The sequence below is a fragment of the Vibrio sp. 10N.261.51.F11 genome (genome assembly GCF_041471665.1).
GTDB lineage: Bacteria > Pseudomonadota > Gammaproteobacteria > Enterobacterales > Vibrionaceae > Vibrio > Vibrio crassostreae_C.
Genome location: NZ_JBFROW010000061.1, coordinates 56,975 through 74,392, shown reverse-complemented (window position 1 = coordinate 74,392; position 17,418 = coordinate 56,975). Strand labels below are relative to the sequence as shown.

The window sequence follows — 17,418 nt, the reverse complement described above, 5'->3', positions numbered from 1 at the left end:
CCAAATAATTGCATTCAAAATGATTAAATCTAATAAACTTGTTAAATCGATTTTTGCTACTTCTGTTGCTCTTTCTGCAACGATAGCTACATCGTCATTCGCCGCTCCTATTGTTGTTCCTGATGCACCTCAAATCGCCGCTAAAGGTTTTGTTCTGATGGATTACCATTCAGGCAAAGTACTAGCAGAGAAAGAGATGAATACTCAGCTTTCTCCAGCAAGTTTAACCAAGATGATGACGAGCTACGTGATCGGCCAAGAGCTCGACCGTGGCAACATCAACCTAAACGACGATGTTGTAATCAGTGAAAATGCTTGGGCTAAAAACTTCCCAGATTCATCTAAGATGTTCGTTGAAGTGGGCACTACGGTTAAAGTTGAAGAATTAAACCGCGGTATCATCATTCAATCAGGTAACGACGCATGTGTTGCTATGGCTGAACACATCGCTGGCTCTGAAGATGCATTCGTTGACCTAATGAACGCTTGGGCAAGCTCTATCGGCATGAAAGACACGCACTTTGCTAACGTGCACGGTCTAGACAACCCGAACCTATACTCAACGCCTTACGATATGGCGCTACTTGGTCAGGCGCTGATTCGCGACGTACCAGACGAGTACCGTATCTACTCAGAGAAGAAATTCACATACAACGGCATCACCCAATACAACCGTAACGGTCTGTTATGGGATAAGAGCATGAACGTTGATGGCATCAAAACGGGCCACACAAGCAATGCAGGTTACAGCCTAGTAAGCTCAGCGACAGAAGGCAAAATGCGCCTAGTTGCTGTAGTTATGGGCACCAAGAATGCGAATGCTCGTAAAACAGAAAGCAAAAAACTGCTTAGCTACGGCTTCCGCTTCTTTGAAACAGTGGCACCACACACAGCCGGTGAAACCTTCGTAGAAGAGAAGATCTGGATGGGTAGCAAGGACACAGTTGCACTGGGTGTCGACGAAGATACGTTCGTTACGCTACCTCGTGGTCAAGCTAAGAACCTGAAGGCAAGCTTCGTTCTTGAGAAAGAGCTAGAAGCGCCAATCAGCAAAGGCGATGTGGTTGGTAAACTATTCTACCAAGTAGACGGTGAAGACGTTGCTGAATACCCACTACTAGCACTTGAAGATGTGGACCAAGGCAGCCTATTCAGCCGTCTATGGGACTACCTAGTTCTTCTGTTCAAGGGTTTATTCTAAACAAGCCAAAGGTTTGTTCTAGGTAAAACCTAAGCTTGTTGTATAGCTAACCTAATGAGTAAGTTCATGATTTACTCATTAGCGAACCCAAAGCCGCCATGTGCGGCTTTTGTTGATCTTGAGTTCGGTGATATTTACACGTAATATTCCGCCTTATTACTCGTGTCTGTTGACCGAACACGCTTTTTATCGACATTTCGCCAATTTGCGAGAGTCTAGCCTTTTGGAGCTAATCATGAACATCAATTCTGATGCAAAACTAAAAGACCTCTTAGAGTTCCCTTGTTCATTCACTTACAAAGTAATGGGCCACGCTAAGCCAGAACTGACTGAGCTAGTACTAGAAGTGATCCAGCGTCATGCTCCTGGTGACTACAGCCCAACGCTAAAACCGAGTGCGAAAGGTAACTACCACTCTGTTTCTATCAATATTACTGCGACTTCAATTGAACAAGTAGAAACTCTTTATAAAGAACTGGGCGAGATCGAAATCGTTCGTATGGTTCTGTAATCTCCGATTACACATGAGAAACAGCGGCTTATTGCCGCTGTTTTTGTTTAAAGCACCCTATCTAGCTCAAATTCATTCAACTTAATTTTCAATAAATACAAAGAAAGTTGAAAAACCTTGCAGTCCGTCTGTAGTTAGAATCATGTTTCGCGTTTATAATGCGTTCACTTTATTAATCCTTGAGGGAGTGCAGCTTTGCAAAATAAGCTAATCGTAAAAAAATTAGGCCGTCAGGATTACGAACCTGTATGGAAAGCCATGCATAAGTTCACAGACGAACGCACGGAAGAAGACGTAGACCAAGTTTGGTTGGTTGAACACAACCCTGTCTTCACTCAAGGACAAGCAGGTAAAGCTGAGCATGTATTAAATGCCGGTGATATCCCTGTAATACAAAGCGATCGCGGTGGCCAAGTGACTTATCACGGCCCAGGCCAATTAGTGGCTTACTTTCTGATTAACATCCGCCGCAAGAAATTCGGAGTGCGTGATTTGGTGACTCATATCGAGAACCTCGTAATCAATACTCTGAAAGCTTACAATATAGATTCAGCTGCCCGACCTGACGCTCCTGGTGTTTATGTCGATGGCAAGAAAATCTGTTCACTCGGATTACGTATTCGACGTGGCTGCTCGTTCCACGGGCTAGCACTCAACGTCGATATGGACCTGTCTCCATTCCTACGTATTAACCCATGTGGTTACCAAGGTATGGAAATGGCGCAGGTAAGCCAACTCGGCGGACCAAGTGAACTAGAAAACGTTGAGCAACAGTTAATACAAGAGCTCGTAGAGCTACTCGGCTATGACCAAGTAGACATTCAAGCCACCAGTAACATTACAGCAGAAGCATAAAATCATGAGCAAACCAATCCAAATGGAAAAAGGCGTTAAATATCGTGACGCTGACAAAATGGCATTAATTCCCGTAAAGAATATGCCTGCTGAACAGAAAGAAGTTCTACGTAAGCCTGAATGGATGAAGATTAAACTTCCTTCAGACAGCCATCGTATTCAAGAAATCAAATCAGCAATGCGTAAAAACAACCTGCACTCAGTTTGTGAAGAAGCGTCTTGCCCTAACCTAGCCGAGTGTTTCAACCACGGTACGGCAACGTTTATGATTCTTGGCGCTATCTGTACTCGTCGCTGCCCGTTCTGTGATGTTGCCCATGGTCGTCCTGTTGCTCCTGAAGCTGAAGAGCCGAAGAAACTGGCTAAAACAATTCAAGACATGAAACTGAAGTACGTTGTAATCACTTCAGTTGACCGTGATGACTTGCGTGACGGCGGTGCTCAGCACTTTGCTGACTGTAACCGTGAGATTCGCGAACTCAACCCAAATATTCGTATCGAAACACTGGTTCCAGACTTCCGCGGTCGTATGGACGTTGCGCTTGACCTAATGAAAGACAACCCGCCAGATGTTTTCAACCACAACCTAGAGACAGCGCCACGTCTATACCGTAAAGCGCGTCCAGGTGCGAACTACAAGTGGTCTCTTGATCTACTGAAGAAATTCAAAGAGCAGCACCCTGATATCCCAACAAAATCAGGTGTGATGATGGGTCTTGGTGAGACAAAAGAAGAGATCGTTCAAGTACTGAAAGACCTTCGCGAACATGGTGTGACTATGCTGACACTAGGCCAATACCTAGCACCAAGCCGTCACCACTTACCAGTAGAACGCTACGTGCCGCCTTCTGAGTTCGATGAGCTGAAAGAGATTGCTCTAGAGCTAGGCTTTACTCACGCAGCGTGTGGCCCGTTTGTACGTTCTTCTTACCATGCGGACTTGCAAGCTCAAGGTATGGAAATTAAGTAATCACGATTGCTTAACGAACAATGCAAAGGCGCTGAATATTATGTTCAGCGCCTTTTTTCTATCTTGTTCGTGCCGCTATAGCTTTATATTTCGTGCCACTAAGCTTTATATAAAAACAACAAAGCCACTCTTTATGAGTGGCTTTGTGCTTAATATTTCAAGTTCAGAGGAGGTAATTTCAAAAAGCCCAGATAGGGTTCTGCATTAACCGAAAGATGCCCAGATAACCGTTGCTACCAAAATTGGGCACACAAACTTCACATACATTGGCCAAACCTTACCAAACCAACCAAGTTGAAAATCAGGACTGCCTTGTTCAAGCTCTTTCACTTTTGAAGCTCGGCTCCATACCCAACCACCAAACACACAGAACATCAGTGCAGCGACTGGTTGAAGATACTGAGTTGCAATCATCGCTACCATGCCAAACATCGCAGCAAAGTTGTAAACAATCACCACACTAAACAGCGCGATAGCACCACCAATCACCCAGCTTGTTGGCGTTCGTCTAGTATTGAAACGCTCACTCACTAGCGCAACCGGGCCTTCAAGCATCGAAATCGAAGAAGTCAGTGCAGCAATCGTTAGTAGTAAAAAGAACACAATCGCAAAGATCTGTCCAAGCACACCTAAGCTATCAAACATCAAAGGCAGAACCGTGAACACTAGCGTGTCTGAGCTTAACAGCGAGCCATCTTCCGCGTAGATTTGAACGCCTTTTTGCATCGCAACAAACATCGCAGGCATAACGACTAAGCCCGCAATAAAGGCAACAGCAGTATCAACCAAGGTTACGTTCATCGCCATTTTTGGCAGGTTCTCTTTCTTACTTAAGTAAGAGCCATAAACCAACATTGAACAGCCACCAATGGTGAGCGAGAAGAAGCCTTGTCCCATCGCTGCTAGAATCAGCTTTCTATCCCACACTTTCTCAAAGTCTGGAACTAGGTAATGTTTTAAGCCTTCCATCGCGCCAGCTTGCGTCATGATGTAGACAAACAATAGGCCGAACAACACAAACAGTGCGGGCATTAAACGCGTCGACCATTTCTCGATACCTTGTTTAACACCACCCTGTACAATCAAAATCGTCAGTACGTAGAACGCAACAGTACCAAAGACATTACGCTCAACGCTGAAGCCTTTAAACCAATCAGCAATCGCTTCTAGGCCGATAAGATCCGCGACCGCACCAATTAGGAAACAGATCAACCAGCCACCAACAATACTGTAAAACGCCAACACTGCGCTTGGTACACTCAGTCCAACCCAACCGACAAACTCACCGACTTTCTTACCCAAAGGGTTTGTCGTCAAAGATCGCATGCTATCAACTGGGTTTGCTTGGCCGTGACGGCCGATAGCCATCTCTACCACCAGCATAGGGAAAGCAACCACGAAGATCATGATCAAATAGACCAAAAGGAAAGCACCGCCACCGTTGCTGGCAACTTGAGTCGGGAAACCCCAAATATTACCCAAGCCAACCGCTGCACCAGCCGCTGCTAAAATAAAACCTAAACGAGAGCTAAAGTGCTCTCTTGAAGAGGAAGATTGTTGGTCCATATCGCCCGCATTAAAAATCAGTGAACTAGTTGAGAAGTACAGTAATAAAAAGCAATGATAGGCACAACCAATAAATGAACAATTCTCTGATTTTTACAATCAATGCACTATTTAGAACAACAAAATTAACAAACAACCAGTCTTATCGTTCAATTATAAGCAACAAAGCGAAGCAGTAGGCTTAAGAAGGAAATGGATTGAATTGAGATAAATACTCGCCGTGTGGTTCCATTTATACAAACAAAAAGAGCACCGACCGGTGCTCTTACTATTCATCACTAGACTCGAATTAAATTGTGAAGACTTGGTAATCTTTTAAGTTCGGAATGATTTCATGCAGTTCTTGCTCTTGTTCTGCCATCTCATCAAGTGAATCACAGAACTCATTCGCTTCCTCCTGTACTTGTTGAGAGTGTTCTTTCATTCGCTCTTCAACTTTCAGCTTTAATTCAGCCATACTGTCAGCCAGTTCAGTCAGGTTTAGGCCACCGTCTTGTTTCATTTTTTCTGACATCGCATTAAAAGCGCTAGAGATAAATTCTTGGTTAAAGATTTCTTTCGCCTTCTCGAAATCTTCAGACCAGCCATTGGCCATCGAATCAAAGCTTTCTGCAGGCAACACTAATTCGCCATCTTTGTAATAACGCGCTTCCAGTTCTGCAAAGTAGGTTTTCATTGATTCTTTTACATTATCAAATGACTCAGGTGAATCCAGGCTAGCCGCGATATCATCAATCACGTCATTGGCTAACGCTAAGCTATCGTTGGCCATTTGTTTCGCTCGAGGTAAGTACTCACTCATGTTTTCGCGATATTTCTCAATCGCCGCTTGTTGGTCGGCATCAAGCTCAACCTTCTCACCATGAATATAGAGGTCGTTGTTATCATCAAAAACGGCCGTATCACCATTCACTTGATGGATTTCGACTTTTTGGTCATCAATTCGTAGTTCATTCTTCAAATCAACTCGACACTGAGCAGCAAACGTTGGCAAGCTCACAACAACGATAACCGCTGTTAGTGATGCAATTAATACATTGTTTTTCATAACATCCTCTCATCAATCTGACAGATTACTATACCCTTGGTATATGCTCCTTTGTCAGAGAAACGTTTTATATCTATTAGTCAGTTAGTTAGTCGATAGAGATAACTTCGTAGCAAAACTGTTTATCTGCGACCTTAAACTCAATCTCATCACCAACTTCTTTACCCATTAGAGCCTGGCCAAAAGGTGCATTTGCCGTCACGATGGCAATCTCATTCTCATTCCACGTGACAGAAAGTCCGCCGACTCTCGGCCCCATAAAAAAGTGTTTATATTGATCATGCTCGTCAATGACCACAACGTAACTGCTCACCGTAACCTTCTCACTATCACGCAACACTAAGTTACGATAACACTGAATATCGTCTTCACACTCTTGTACCCTCACCGCTTGACCATGGGCGAGATACGAAGCTTCTAATGCCAATGTATCGTACTTATGTTCAGGCACTGTCTCTTCATCTGTCGCAGCATCAATAGCGCGTTGAGTAGCAGATTGTGCGATACGTAATCGGGATTCAAGTTGCTCTATGATTATTTGGCGAAGCTCAGACTTATTCATACTATTGGGGTGCTTTTCTATAGGAGCTACAGAATAGAATTAGGTACAATCAGGTGCAAGACATTTGATTCATCAAGCGACGCTATCATGAATAGGCGCCCGCTTTAGCATCAATACGACACTTAATAACTCAGGTAGAACATAAATGATTGAGCAGAAGCTAAAACAAGTATTCGGATTCGACTCACTGCGCAATGGGCAAAAGCAAGTCATTGATAACGTTCTATCTGGTCACTCGACTGCCGCGATATTCCCGACAGGCTCAGGTAAATCGCTGTGCTATCAATTACCAGCATTAGAGTTACCGCACTTAACCTTGGTGATATCGCCACTGTTAGCCTTGATGAAAGACCAACTCGCTTTCCTGCACAGTAAAGGCATTAGCGCAGCGGCAATCGAATCAAGCCAAGACCGACAAACCACACAACAGGTTATGCAGTCAGTGCGTAACGGTGACACCAAGATCCTCATGATCTCCGTCGAGCGCTTGAAGAACGAACGCTTTCGTCAGTTTATCTCCCAAGTGTCGATCTCACTGCTTGTGGTCGATGAAGCGCACTGTATTTCAGAATGGGGACACAACTTCAGACCCGACTACCTGAAGCTTCCTCAATACCAAAAACAGCTCAATATTCCTCAGGTTCTACTACTGACAGCCACTGCGACTACAGCGGTTATCCAAGATATGAAGTCAAAGTTTGAAATTGATGAGGAGCGCGTTGTGGTTACGGGTTTCTATCGTCAAAATCTCGATCTGTCGATTCAACCTTGTGAACAAACCAGTAAGCTAGAAACCTTGTGCAATGTGGTTAACCAAGCTTCTCTCGCTCCGACTATTGTTTATGTCACCCTTCAACAAACGGCAGAGATGGTGGCTCAGCAGCTTCGCAATGCTGGCGTTAATGCAGTGGCTTACCATGCGGGTCTTAAGCCTGAAAATAGAGATGCTATTCAACACCAATTCATGAATGATGACGTGAGCTGTATCGTCGCAACTATCGCGTTTGGTATGGGCGTGGATAAGTCCAACATTCGCCGAGTGATTCACTTTGACTTACCAAAATCGATCGAAAACTACTCACAAGAGATCGGCAGAGCTGGTCGAGATGGGCAAGCGTCTGAATGTATTTTACTGGCTAACAAACACGGTTTAAGCACACTCGAGAACTTCGTTTTTGGTGATACGCCAGACAACATATCGATCCAAGCGGTATTAAAAGAGATCTACGAAAATCAAAACATTGGCGCTTCTGGCTCGAATCAATGGGAGATCATGCTTAATCAACTATCACGTGAATCCAACATTCGTCAGTTACCGCTAAAAACACTACTGGTGTATCTCGAAATTGAAGGTGTGATTGAGCCCAAGTACAGCTACTTCGCAGACTACAAATTTAAGTTCATTCGTCCGAAACAGCAGATCACAGAGCAATTTCAAAGTGAACGTCGTCAATTTGTCGAAGCGATTTTCCAATGCTCTCCTCAAGCAAGAGTGTGGTGCCAAGTCGACTTCGATGCGCTTTGGACACACTTCCAAGCCGATCGTCAGCGTGTGATTGCGGCTATCGACTACTTCAATGAACAAGGTTGGATTGAACTAGAAAGCAAGCAGATCACCGATGTCTACGCGATCCACAATACTTCTGAAGATATGATGCAACTGTCAGAGCGTCTAACTGAGTTGTTTAAAGCAAAAGAAAACAGCGAGATAAACCGCCTTAACCAAATGCTGAATTTCTTTGAGGCGGATACTTGCCTAAGCTCACGCCTTGCGAGTTATTTTGCCGATGATAAAGCACCAACAAACTGCGGTCACTGCTCTGTATGTCGAGGAGAAGTGGCAATCTTACCAACCGTTGATGTTGAACCTATCGATGATGAGACGGTGATGACATGGATACATGAGTTTATTTCGGCTAGCCAACAACTGATTACCGACGAGGCAATTACTCGCTTCTTATGTGGAATCGCCACCCCGCTTTCAACCAAACTCAAAGCCAGTAAAATGGTCGGTTACGGCAAGCTAGAGCAGCAACCGTTCAGTGATACCTTAGCGCGAGTAAAACAACTTCCTAGGTAATTCTTACTTATAAAAAACCGACTAGGCTATGAAGCGTAGTCGGTATTCATCTCACTCATTATCTTTAAAAGAAGCTCAACTGACGCATTTGGTCTTTAGGTTGCAGCATTACGCTTAAACCAAGCAGGCGTATTTCTCGCCCCTGTTGTCTTTTCAGTATTTCACTAAGCAGCTCTTTGAAGTGTTCACGATCGAGAGAGGCATGGATGTGTTCAATCGTGGTTTGTTGAAAGTCGGCGAACTTGAGCTTAATGCCCTGCTTGATGATCGCTTTGCTTGGGCTAGCCTTTTCTAAGCGAGTCTCGAGTTCAGGAAATAGCTTATCTTCGATTACCTGCCAACATTCTGCGTAGCTTGAAATGTTTTGGGTAAAGGTGCGCTCTACACCTACCGATTTTCGCTCGCGCTCGATGATAACTTCTCGATCATCAATGCCATGACTGCGCTTCCAGAGTGATGCACCTTGACGGCCAAACTTGAGTAGGAGGTCTCGATAGTCAGACTCTTTGATATCCTTACAAGTAAAGAAACCCGCTTGGTGCAGCTTTTCTATGCTCACTTTGCCGACACCGGGAATCTTTTCAAGTGGTAGCTCATCGATCACTGATTGCACGTCTTGTGGAGGGATAACAAACTGACCATTGGGCTTATTCAGATCTGAGGCCACTTTCGCCAAGAATTTAATCGGTGCAATTCCTGCAGAAGCTGTCAGGTTCAGTTCGTTCCAAATATCACGGCGAATAGACTCGGCAATAAGTGTTGCTGAACCGTGACACCGCTTAGAATCGGTGACATCAAGGAAAGCTTCATCCAAGGAAAGTGGTTCAATGATTGATGTGTATCGAGAGAAGATTTCACGGATCTTTTTAGATATCTCGACATAGACCGACATTCTTCCCGGCACAACCAATAGATTAGGACAAAGCTGTAGGGCCTTTCCGGTAGGCATTGCAGAGCGAACACCAAACTTGCGGGCTTCATAATTACAGGTGCTCAAAACGCCGCGTTGCTTTTCATGCCCACCAACAGCTAACGGGCGATTTCGGTAAGCAGGGTTATCACGCATTTCTACAGCCGCGTAAAAACAATCCATATCGACATGGATTATTTTTCTGACTTTCTTTTGGTCCGAACTGCACATTTGGAAATAACTCAACCTTACAACTGTATCTATGAACAGTATAATCAATTATTCTCAGATTTAAAATGATCTGGAGTCCAGCTCAACAGGTTTCACTTCATTCGCCGCCCACTATTCTGATAGTATTGTTAGGAGTATTTAGTCTATAAGTAGGGATAGCTTTTGAGTGAAAAAATACTAGTGGTAGAGGATAGTCGCGCATTCAGAAACTATCTTTACCAACAATTTAAGAACGATGGCTATGAAGTTGCGTTGGCGGAATCTGTAGAAGAAGCCAAAGCGATCTTAGAGCAAGAAACGGATTTCTTGTGTGCAGTCCTCGACTACTGTTTACCTGACGGCCAAGACGGCGAGATCATTGATCTCGTCTTAGGCTATCAACAGAAAATCATTGTCCTGACCGGGATGTTCGACAATCAACTGCGAGAGCAAGTCCTAGCCAAAGGCGTTATCGATTACATACTTAAAGACAGTATGTCATCAGTAAGCTACCTACTTCCCCTGGTTCAAAGAATTTCGAATAATCGCCATCACAAAGCATTGGTTGTCGATGATTCAGCGGTCGTTCGCCGTTACATAGCTCAACTTCTAGAACACCAATATATCCAAACTATCCAAGCCGAAGATGGCGAACAAGCATTAAAGCTCCTTCATAACGATCCCGATATTACGTTCGTTGTTACAGACCATGATATGCCGAAGAAAGACGGTATAGCGATGATCCGTGAGATACGACGCGATCACGACAGAAACCAGTTGGCTATTCTAGGGTTATCAGGCAGCGATGATCGCACCATGACAGCTCGATTCCTTAAAGCGGGGGCTAACGACTTCCTTTACAAGCCTTTTAACCAAGAAGAATTTTTTTGCCGTATCCATCAACTGCTTGATATGAAAGAAGCGGCCAACGAGCTATTTCGACATGCCAACGAGGATGCTCTTACTGGCTTATGGAACCGTCGTTACCTGTTCAATCAAACATGTAAAGGTTGTGAGCAGCGCAGTATAGCCATGATGGATATCGACTTCTTCAAGAAAGTGAACGACACCTACGGTCACGATGGTGGTGATGCAGTCCTCGTGGAAGTCGGCAAGATCATCAAAGACCATTTTAAAGATGATGTTGCTGTACGCTTCGGTGGCGAAGAATTTTGTATTCAGTCGTGTGGTTCGTTTGAGAGCTTTGTTGACAACTTAGAGTCCATGAGAGAAGCCATTGAAAGCCATGTTGTTGAGCATGACTCTCAAAGAATCAAGGTCAGTATCAGTATCGGCGTAACCGATTTAGACGCGAAGCTAGATGAGCAGATCAAAGCCGCTGATGAGCTTCTTTATACGGCAAAAGAGCAAGGTAGAAACCAACTAGTGTTTGCGCGTAACAGCATGCAAATCGAACAATAGTCATTCGCCTCTGTTTCCATTTTTGGTATACCAAGATTAATTGCTAGACCTCAAAACTAAAAAAGCTCAAGACGATAATCTTGAGCTTTTCAATTTGAGGGCATAGATAACTCTATCCCCTATGACTGTCACCAATTAAGCGATACGGTCTTTACTCCAAGCCGCTTCTTTTTGTTGACGCTCAGCCAGCTTCTCTTCACGGTATGCTTCACGTGCTTCACGCTTCTTACGCGCGTCACAAGGTTCAGGGCAGTTACATACTTTATCAATACCAACAGCACCCAAACCGCCACAGCTACCTTTCACAACTTTCTTTTGGATAATGTAGCCAATTGACATCGCTGCGATTACTGCAAGAAAAACACCAAATGTAATCAGAAATGTATTCATAATTATCTCGCTTACCTTATTTACCTAAGTATGGCTTAAATGCTTCAGAAGCAATTTCTTTAAAGCCATCTGCTGTTTTTACCACCATGAACACTGGGATGTTATGTTGGTTTGCGACTTCCATTCCTTTTTCCTCACCTAAGACCATAAGGCCCGTAGATAAGCCGTCTGCAGTCATTGAAGACGGGTTTAAAACAGTCACAGAAACCACTTTATGGTGAAGAGGCTTTCCTGTTTCAGGGTTGATGATGTGTGAGTAACGAACACCATCACGTTCAAAATAGTTACGGTAATCACCAGAGGTTGCGATAGCCATATCACCCGGCTCGATGATCTCTTGGATATTACGCTCATCAACGCTTGGTTTCTCAATCGCGATACGCCAGCCCACGTTCTCACGGTTTAAACCTTTCAGACGAATTTCGCCACCGACTTCAACCATGTAGTTGTGAATACCGATAGAATCAAGGTAGTCAGCGACGACGTCAACACCCCAACCTTTTGCAATCGTGGATAGATCGACATACAGGTTAGGTAGGTCTTTCTTCAACATGTTGCCTTCAACGCTAAGATGATGAATACCAACCTTAGCCTTGCGAGCCGCCAGCTCTTCATCTGATGGCACAACTTCAGGACGAGCTTCAGGACCAAAACCCCATAAGTTAACTAACGGACCAACCGTTACATCCAGAGCTCCTTCAGTAAGACCGTTCAAACGAATCGCTTCTTTCACAACCGTCGCTGTTTGCTCAGATACTTCGAACGCATCCGCACCTTTATGCTGGTTGAAACGGCTTAATTCGGAATCTTCACGGTAAGTCGACATCTGGTCGTTTACTTCTTCAAGTAGACGATCGATCTCTGTATGAACTTCATTAGACTCAGGAAATTCATCACCATTGATGTATTTAATATTGTAACTCGTGCCCATCGTTGGGCCACTCAAATGCACTTGCTCTCTTGACTGCTCACAGCCCGCAAGAAAAATCAAAGAAGTTAATGCAACAAGCCAAATTCTCACTTGCTTACTCCTGTCTAATGTTGAGGATTTATATAAGGAAAAATAAGAGTAAAAAATAGGTATTTTGAATGCCTTACTCTTTCTTATATAAGCCAGTATGTTGTCAAAAGCTGTCTTAGAAAAACAAATGGCTGACTCGTAGGAGTCAGCCATAATATCAATCACTTAAGTGGATTAACCACCGAAGTCATCTAGTAGGATGTTTTCATCTTCTACACCAAGATCTTTCAGCATGCCGATAACAGCAGCGTTCATCATCGGTGGACCACACATGTAGTACTCACAATCTTCAGGAGCTTCGTGATCCTTCAGGTAGTTTTCGTACAGTACATTGTGGATGAAACCAGTGTAACCGTCCCAGTTGTCCTCTGGTTGAGGATCAGACAGTGCACAGTGCCACACGAAGTTTTCGTTTGCAGCCGCTAGGCCATCGAAATCTTCAATGTAGAACATCTCACGCTTAGAACGTGCGCCATACCAGTAAGACATCTTACGAGTAGACTTAAGACGCTTAAGTTGGTCGAAGATATGAGAACGCATAGGCGCCATACCTGCACCACCACCGATGAATACCATTTCATTGTCTGTGTCTTTAGCAAAGAACTCACCAAATGGACCAGAAATAGTACACTTGTCGCCTTCTTTAAGAGACCAGATGTATGAAGACATCACACCAGGAGCAACATCAGGGTTGTTTGGCGGCGGAGTCGCGATACGAACGTTCAACTTGATGATGCCTTTCTCTTCTGGGTATGAAGCCATTGAGTAAGCACGGATTGAATGTTCTTTAACGATAGACTCGTAACGGAATAGGTTGAACTTATCCCAGTCACCACGGTATTCCTCAGGAATATCGTAATCTGCGTATTTCACGTGATGTGGTTCAGCTTCAATCTGAATGTAACCACCCGCGCGGAACGGTACTTCTTCACCTTCAGGGATTGCTAGCGCAAGTTCTTTGATGAAAGTAGCTTCGTTGTTATTCGAGATAACAGTACATTCCCACTTTTTAACACCAAAGATATCTTCGTCTAGTTCAATCTCCATGTCAGTTTTCATAGCAACTTGACATGCAAGACGTTCGCCTTCGCGAGCTTCACCTTTTGTGATGTGATCAAGTTCAGTAGGTAAGATGTCGCCACCACCAGACTTAACTTTTACACGACACTGACCACAAGAGCCACCGCCACCACAAGCAGAAGATACGAAGATACCAGCGCCAGCCAGGGCACCAAGTAGCTTGCTACCAGGTTGAGTAACGATCGCCTTTTCAGGGTCGCCGTTTACTGAAATAGTGATGTCACCTGATGGTACTAACTTAGACTTAGCGAAAAGAATCACTAGTACTAGAGCCAGTACAATAATGGTAAACATCGCTACGCCAAGAATAATACTAAACATTTGTTATTCCTTATTACTGGGTGCTTACCCTACAGTTGAACACCAGAGAAAGACATAAAGCCTAACGCCATCAGACCAACAGTAATGAACGTGATACCAAGGCCACGAAGACCTGGAGGTACGTCAGAGTACTTCATCTTCTCACGGATACCCGCAAGAGCAACGATAGCTAACATCCAACCCACACCAGAACCGAAGCCGTAAACAACAGATTCAGCAAAGTTGTAGTCACGAGTTACCATGAAAGATACACCACCAAAGATTGCACAGTTAACTGTGATCAGTGGAAGGAAGATACCTAGTGCGTTGTACAAAGGTGGGAAGAAACGGTCTAGAACCATCTCTAGGATTTGTACAAGTGCCGCGATAACACCGATGAATGCGATGAAGTTAAGGAAACTTAAATCGACACCTTCAACAAGCGCGTTTTCTTTCAGGATGTGTGTGTAAACAAGGTTGTTTACAGGAACAGCGATTGTAAGTACTACAACTACCGCAACACCAAGACCAAAAGAAGTTTTAACTTTCTTAGATACCGCTAGGAATGTACACATACCTAGGAAGAAAGAAAGCGCCATGTTTTCGATGAAAATCGATTTAACTAGCAGACTAATATAATGTTCCATGACTACCTTACCCCTTCGCTTCTACTTGTTCTGGTTTGAACACACGAATTGCCCAAATCAAGAAACCAATTAGGAAGAATGCAGAAGGTGCTAGAAGCATCAAGCCGTTTGGCTGATACCAACCACCGTTGCTCACTAGAGGTAGTACTTCCATACCAAATAGTTTGCCAGAGCCTAGAAGCTCACGGAAGAAACCAACAGTGATAAGAACGAAACCGTAACCAAGACCGTTACCAAGACCATCGATTAGAGATGGGATTGGCGCAGACTTCATTGCGAATGCTTCAGCACGACCCATTACAATACAGTTAGTAATGATTAGGCCTACGAATACAGATAGCTGCTTAGAGATATCGTATAGGTATGCTTTAAGCACTTGGTCTACCACGATTACTAGTGATGCGATAATTGCCATCTGAACGATGATACGCACACTGTTAGGAATGTGGTTACGGATCAAAGAAACGAAGAAGTTAGACAGAGCAGTAACGAACATTACCGCGATAGTCATAACAAATGCTGTTTCTAGCTTAGTGGTTACCGCAAGAGCAGAACACACACCAAGAACCTGTAGCGCGATTGGGTTGTTGTCCAACACCGGCGCTAAGATGCTCTTTTTAATTTCTTTTGCACTAGACATTAGTTCAGACCTCCGTCACGAACTTTTGCTAGGAACGGACCAAAGCCCATATCACCTAACCAGAAGTCAAATGTATGTTGAACACCAACGCTAGTCAGTGTTGCACCAGAAAGGCCATCTACACCGTGCTCAGAACCTTGAGGAGCGCCACCTTTAACAACCTGAATAGCAGGTTTGTGGTTTTCGTCGAATAATTTCTTACCAACGAATTGAGCGCGCCAAGATGGGTTCTCAACTTCACCACCAAGTCCAGGAGTTTCACCTTGCTCGTAGTAAGTGATACCAGAAACTGTGTTGCCATCAGTTTCTACCGCAACGAATGCGTACATCATTGACCATAGACCGTTACCGTGAACAGGGATGATAACTTTAGAAGTTTCAGCGCCATCTTTCACAAGGTATACAGTACCCGTGTTAGCACGACGAAGGATCTTAGCGATGTCATCTTCAGCTGAAAGCTTGATTGACTGAGCTGGATCTTTTGCCGCTTTACGTTGGTCGTATGCAGCAGCATCGCCGTCAACGAAATCGCCAGTAGCGAAATCAACTAGACGAGGTTCAATGTTCTCTGCGTACAGTTCAGGGATATTACCCGCAAGTTCAATGCCCGCAACTTCAAGGATCTTAGTTTGCTGATCTAGAACCGCGTTAGCTTGTTGCTTAGGTTTAAGAACAACTGCAGCTGTTGAAACGATGATTGAGCACACTAGGCTCAATGCGATAACAACAAACAGCGTCTTTTTAATGCTATCGTTATTACTTGCCATAGCGCGCTAGTCTCCGCTTAATGTTCTTCTCGATTACAACGTGGTCAAACAGAGGAGCAAATAGGTTTGCGAATAGAATCGCAAGCATCATGCCTTCTGGGTATGCAGGGTTAACTACACGAATCATTACACACATTGCGCCGATTAGGATGCCGTACCACCACTTACCACCATTGGTAAATGACGCTGATACAGGGTCTGTTGCCATGAAGAACATACCAAATGCGAAGCCACCTAGAACTAGGTGCCAGTGCCAAGGCATGCTGAACATTGCGTTAGTGTCAGAACCGATCACATTAAACAATGTTGATACAGCAATCATACCGATCATAACACCAGCAATGATGCGCCATGAAGCAATGCCCATGTATACGATCATTGCAGCACCGATCATAAGTGCAAGCGTTGATACTTCACCGATAGAACCTGGAATGTTACCAATGAATGCGTCCATCCAAGTGATCGTCTCACCAGATACCGTGTTCATTAGCGCGCTACCACCGCCTTGAGCCCATTGGCTAAGCGCTGTTGCACCAGAGAAACCATCAGCTGCAGTCCAAACTACGTCACCAGAAATCTGAGCAGGGTATGCAAAGAATAGGAACGCACGGCCAGCAAGTGCAGGGTTTAGGAAGTTACGACCCGTACCACCAAAAATCTCTTTAGCAACAACAACACCGAAGGTAATACCTAGTGCAGCTTGCCATAGAGGAAGTGTTGGCGGAACAATAAGCGCGAACAAGATAGAAGTAACAAAGAAACCTTCGTTAACTTCGTGCTTACGCACCATACAGAACAGTACTTCCCAGAAACCACCAACGATAAAGACCGTCGCGTAGATAGGTAAGAAGTAAGTCGCACCCAAGAGCATCTTACTGCCCCAACCTGCATCGGCTCCTAAGGAGGCTCCAAGCATTTCGGTTAGCCAGTAGTGCCAGTTACCATCAATGATAGAAACTAGTTCTGCACCTGAATACATGTGGTTTAGTGCTGCAATAGCTTGACCACCTGCGTTGTACATACCCCAGAACATTGCTGGGAATACCGCAAGCCAAACCATGATCATGATACGTTTTAAGTCAACGCTATCACGGACATGCGAGCTTTTCTTTGTAACTGTACCTGGTGTGTAGAAAAGTGTTGCTGCAGCTTCGTAAAGCGCAAACCACGTTTCGTGTTTACCACCTGGTTCAAAATGATGCTCGATGTCTTCAATAAACTTTTTAAGGCCCATGAAA

General features: G+C 44.3%; 17 protein-coding genes. 6 read left to right on the top strand and 11 right to left on the bottom strand.

Going from position 1 to position 17,418, the window contains the following annotated elements; genetic code table 11:
• Positions 1-19: 19 nt before the first annotated feature.
• The 4 genes from AB4351_RS18065 (at position 20) to lipA (ending at position 3,537) form a co-directional block, all read left to right on the top strand.
• Positions 20-1,201, top strand: coding sequence for a serine hydrolase (locus AB4351_RS18065; protein ID WP_017068508.1), 1,182 nt, complete (start codon positions 20-22; stop codon positions 1,199-1,201).
• 232 nt (positions 1,202-1,433) lie between these two features.
• Entirely contained in the window at positions 1,434-1,712 is a 279-nt protein-coding gene (ybeD, locus tag AB4351_RS18060) for a DUF493 family protein YbeD (protein ID WP_026084358.1), read from the top strand.
• 195 nt (positions 1,713-1,907) lie between these two features.
• On the top strand, positions 1,908-2,567 hold the full coding sequence (lipB, locus tag AB4351_RS18055; RefSeq protein ID WP_004737632.1) for a lipoyl(octanoyl) transferase LipB: 660 nt from the start codon (positions 1,908-1,910) through the stop codon (positions 2,565-2,567).
• A gap of 4 nt (positions 2,568-2,571) precedes the next feature.
• Positions 2,572-3,537, top strand: a complete 966-nt coding sequence (gene lipA / locus AB4351_RS18050) for a lipoyl synthase (protein ID WP_017064177.1) — start codon at positions 2,572-2,574, stop codon at positions 3,535-3,537.
• 204 nt (positions 3,538-3,741) lie between these two features.
• Here lipA and AB4351_RS18045 read toward each other — a convergent pair whose 3' ends face one another.
• From AB4351_RS18045 to AB4351_RS18035, 3 genes are all read right to left on the bottom strand, one after another.
• The gene (locus AB4351_RS18045) at positions 3,742-5,103 is read right to left on the bottom strand and encodes a sodium-dependent transporter (protein ID WP_372126782.1); all 1,362 of its coding nucleotides are present in this window, start codon (positions 5,101-5,103) and stop codon (positions 3,742-3,744) included.
• 289 nt (positions 5,104-5,392) lie between these two features.
• Positions 5,393-6,151, bottom strand: coding sequence for a YggN family protein (locus AB4351_RS18040; RefSeq protein WP_372126780.1), 759 nt, complete (start codon positions 6,149-6,151; stop codon positions 5,393-5,395).
• Between the two features lie 88 nt (positions 6,152-6,239).
• Positions 6,240-6,713, bottom strand: a complete 474-nt coding sequence (locus AB4351_RS18035) for a GreA/GreB family elongation factor (RefSeq protein ID WP_017059917.1) — start codon at positions 6,711-6,713, stop codon at positions 6,240-6,242.
• A gap of 145 nt (positions 6,714-6,858) precedes the next feature.
• On the opposite strand from AB4351_RS18035, the gene AB4351_RS18030 reads away from it, so the two are divergent.
• A complete protein-coding gene (locus tag AB4351_RS18030; protein WP_017059916.1) occupies positions 6,859-8,793 on the top strand; it encodes an ATP-dependent DNA helicase RecQ in 1,935 nt (644 codons plus the stop codon).
• A 64-nt stretch (positions 8,794-8,857) separates the two neighbouring features.
• On the opposite strand, the gene dinB is transcribed toward AB4351_RS18030, so the two are convergent.
• Positions 8,858-9,934: a DNA polymerase IV gene (gene dinB / locus AB4351_RS18025; protein ID WP_372126778.1), complete on the bottom strand. Its 1,077-nt coding sequence runs from the start codon at positions 9,932-9,934 to the stop codon at positions 8,858-8,860.
• Positions 9,935-10,096: 162 nt separating this feature from the next.
• Here dinB and AB4351_RS18020 point away from each other — a divergent pair, with 162 nt between their 5' ends.
• Positions 10,097-11,335 (top strand): response regulator, encoded by a 1,239-nt coding sequence (locus AB4351_RS18020; protein ID WP_102333772.1) that lies wholly within the window; start codon positions 10,097-10,099, stop codon positions 11,333-11,335.
• Positions 11,336-11,470: 135 nt separating this feature from the next.
• On the opposite strand, the gene nqrM is transcribed toward AB4351_RS18020, so the two are convergent.
• The 7 genes from nqrM to AB4351_RS17985 all read right to left on the bottom strand — a co-directional run bounded on the left by nqrM (position 11,471) and on the right by AB4351_RS17985 (position 17,414).
• Positions 11,471-11,725 (bottom strand): (Na+)-NQR maturation NqrM, encoded by a 255-nt coding sequence (nqrM, locus tag AB4351_RS18015; RefSeq protein ID WP_009848378.1) that lies wholly within the window; start codon positions 11,723-11,725, stop codon positions 11,471-11,473.
• A 16-nt stretch (positions 11,726-11,741) separates the two neighbouring features.
• Positions 11,742-12,746: an FAD:protein FMN transferase gene (locus AB4351_RS18010; protein ID WP_372126776.1), complete on the bottom strand. Its 1,005-nt coding sequence runs from the start codon at positions 12,744-12,746 to the stop codon at positions 11,742-11,744.
• A gap of 174 nt (positions 12,747-12,920) precedes the next feature.
• A complete protein-coding gene (gene nqrF, locus AB4351_RS18005) occupies positions 12,921-14,147 on the bottom strand; it encodes an NADH:ubiquinone reductase (Na(+)-transporting) subunit F (RefSeq protein ID WP_017059912.1) in 1,227 nt (408 codons plus the stop codon).
• A gap of 29 nt (positions 14,148-14,176) precedes the next feature.
• Positions 14,177-14,773 (bottom strand): NADH:ubiquinone reductase (Na(+)-transporting) subunit E, encoded by a 597-nt coding sequence (nqrE, locus tag AB4351_RS18000; protein WP_009848375.1) that lies wholly within the window; start codon positions 14,771-14,773, stop codon positions 14,177-14,179.
• Between the two features lie 7 nt (positions 14,774-14,780).
• The gene (locus tag AB4351_RS17995; RefSeq protein WP_008223083.1) at positions 14,781-15,413 is read right to left on the bottom strand and encodes an NADH:ubiquinone reductase (Na(+)-transporting) subunit D; all 633 of its coding nucleotides are present in this window, start codon (positions 15,411-15,413) and stop codon (positions 14,781-14,783) included.
• Positions 15,413-16,180, bottom strand: coding sequence for a Na(+)-translocating NADH-quinone reductase subunit C (locus AB4351_RS17990; protein WP_017059911.1), 768 nt, complete (start codon positions 16,178-16,180; stop codon positions 15,413-15,415). Before AB4351_RS17990 ends, AB4351_RS17995 begins: the two co-directional genes overlap by 1 nt.
• Entirely contained in the window at positions 16,170-17,414 is a 1,245-nt protein-coding gene (locus AB4351_RS17985; RefSeq protein WP_010439046.1) for an NADH:ubiquinone reductase (Na(+)-transporting) subunit B, read from the bottom strand. Before AB4351_RS17985 ends, AB4351_RS17990 begins: the two co-directional genes overlap by 11 nt.
• Positions 17,415-17,418: the final 4 nt, after the last annotated feature.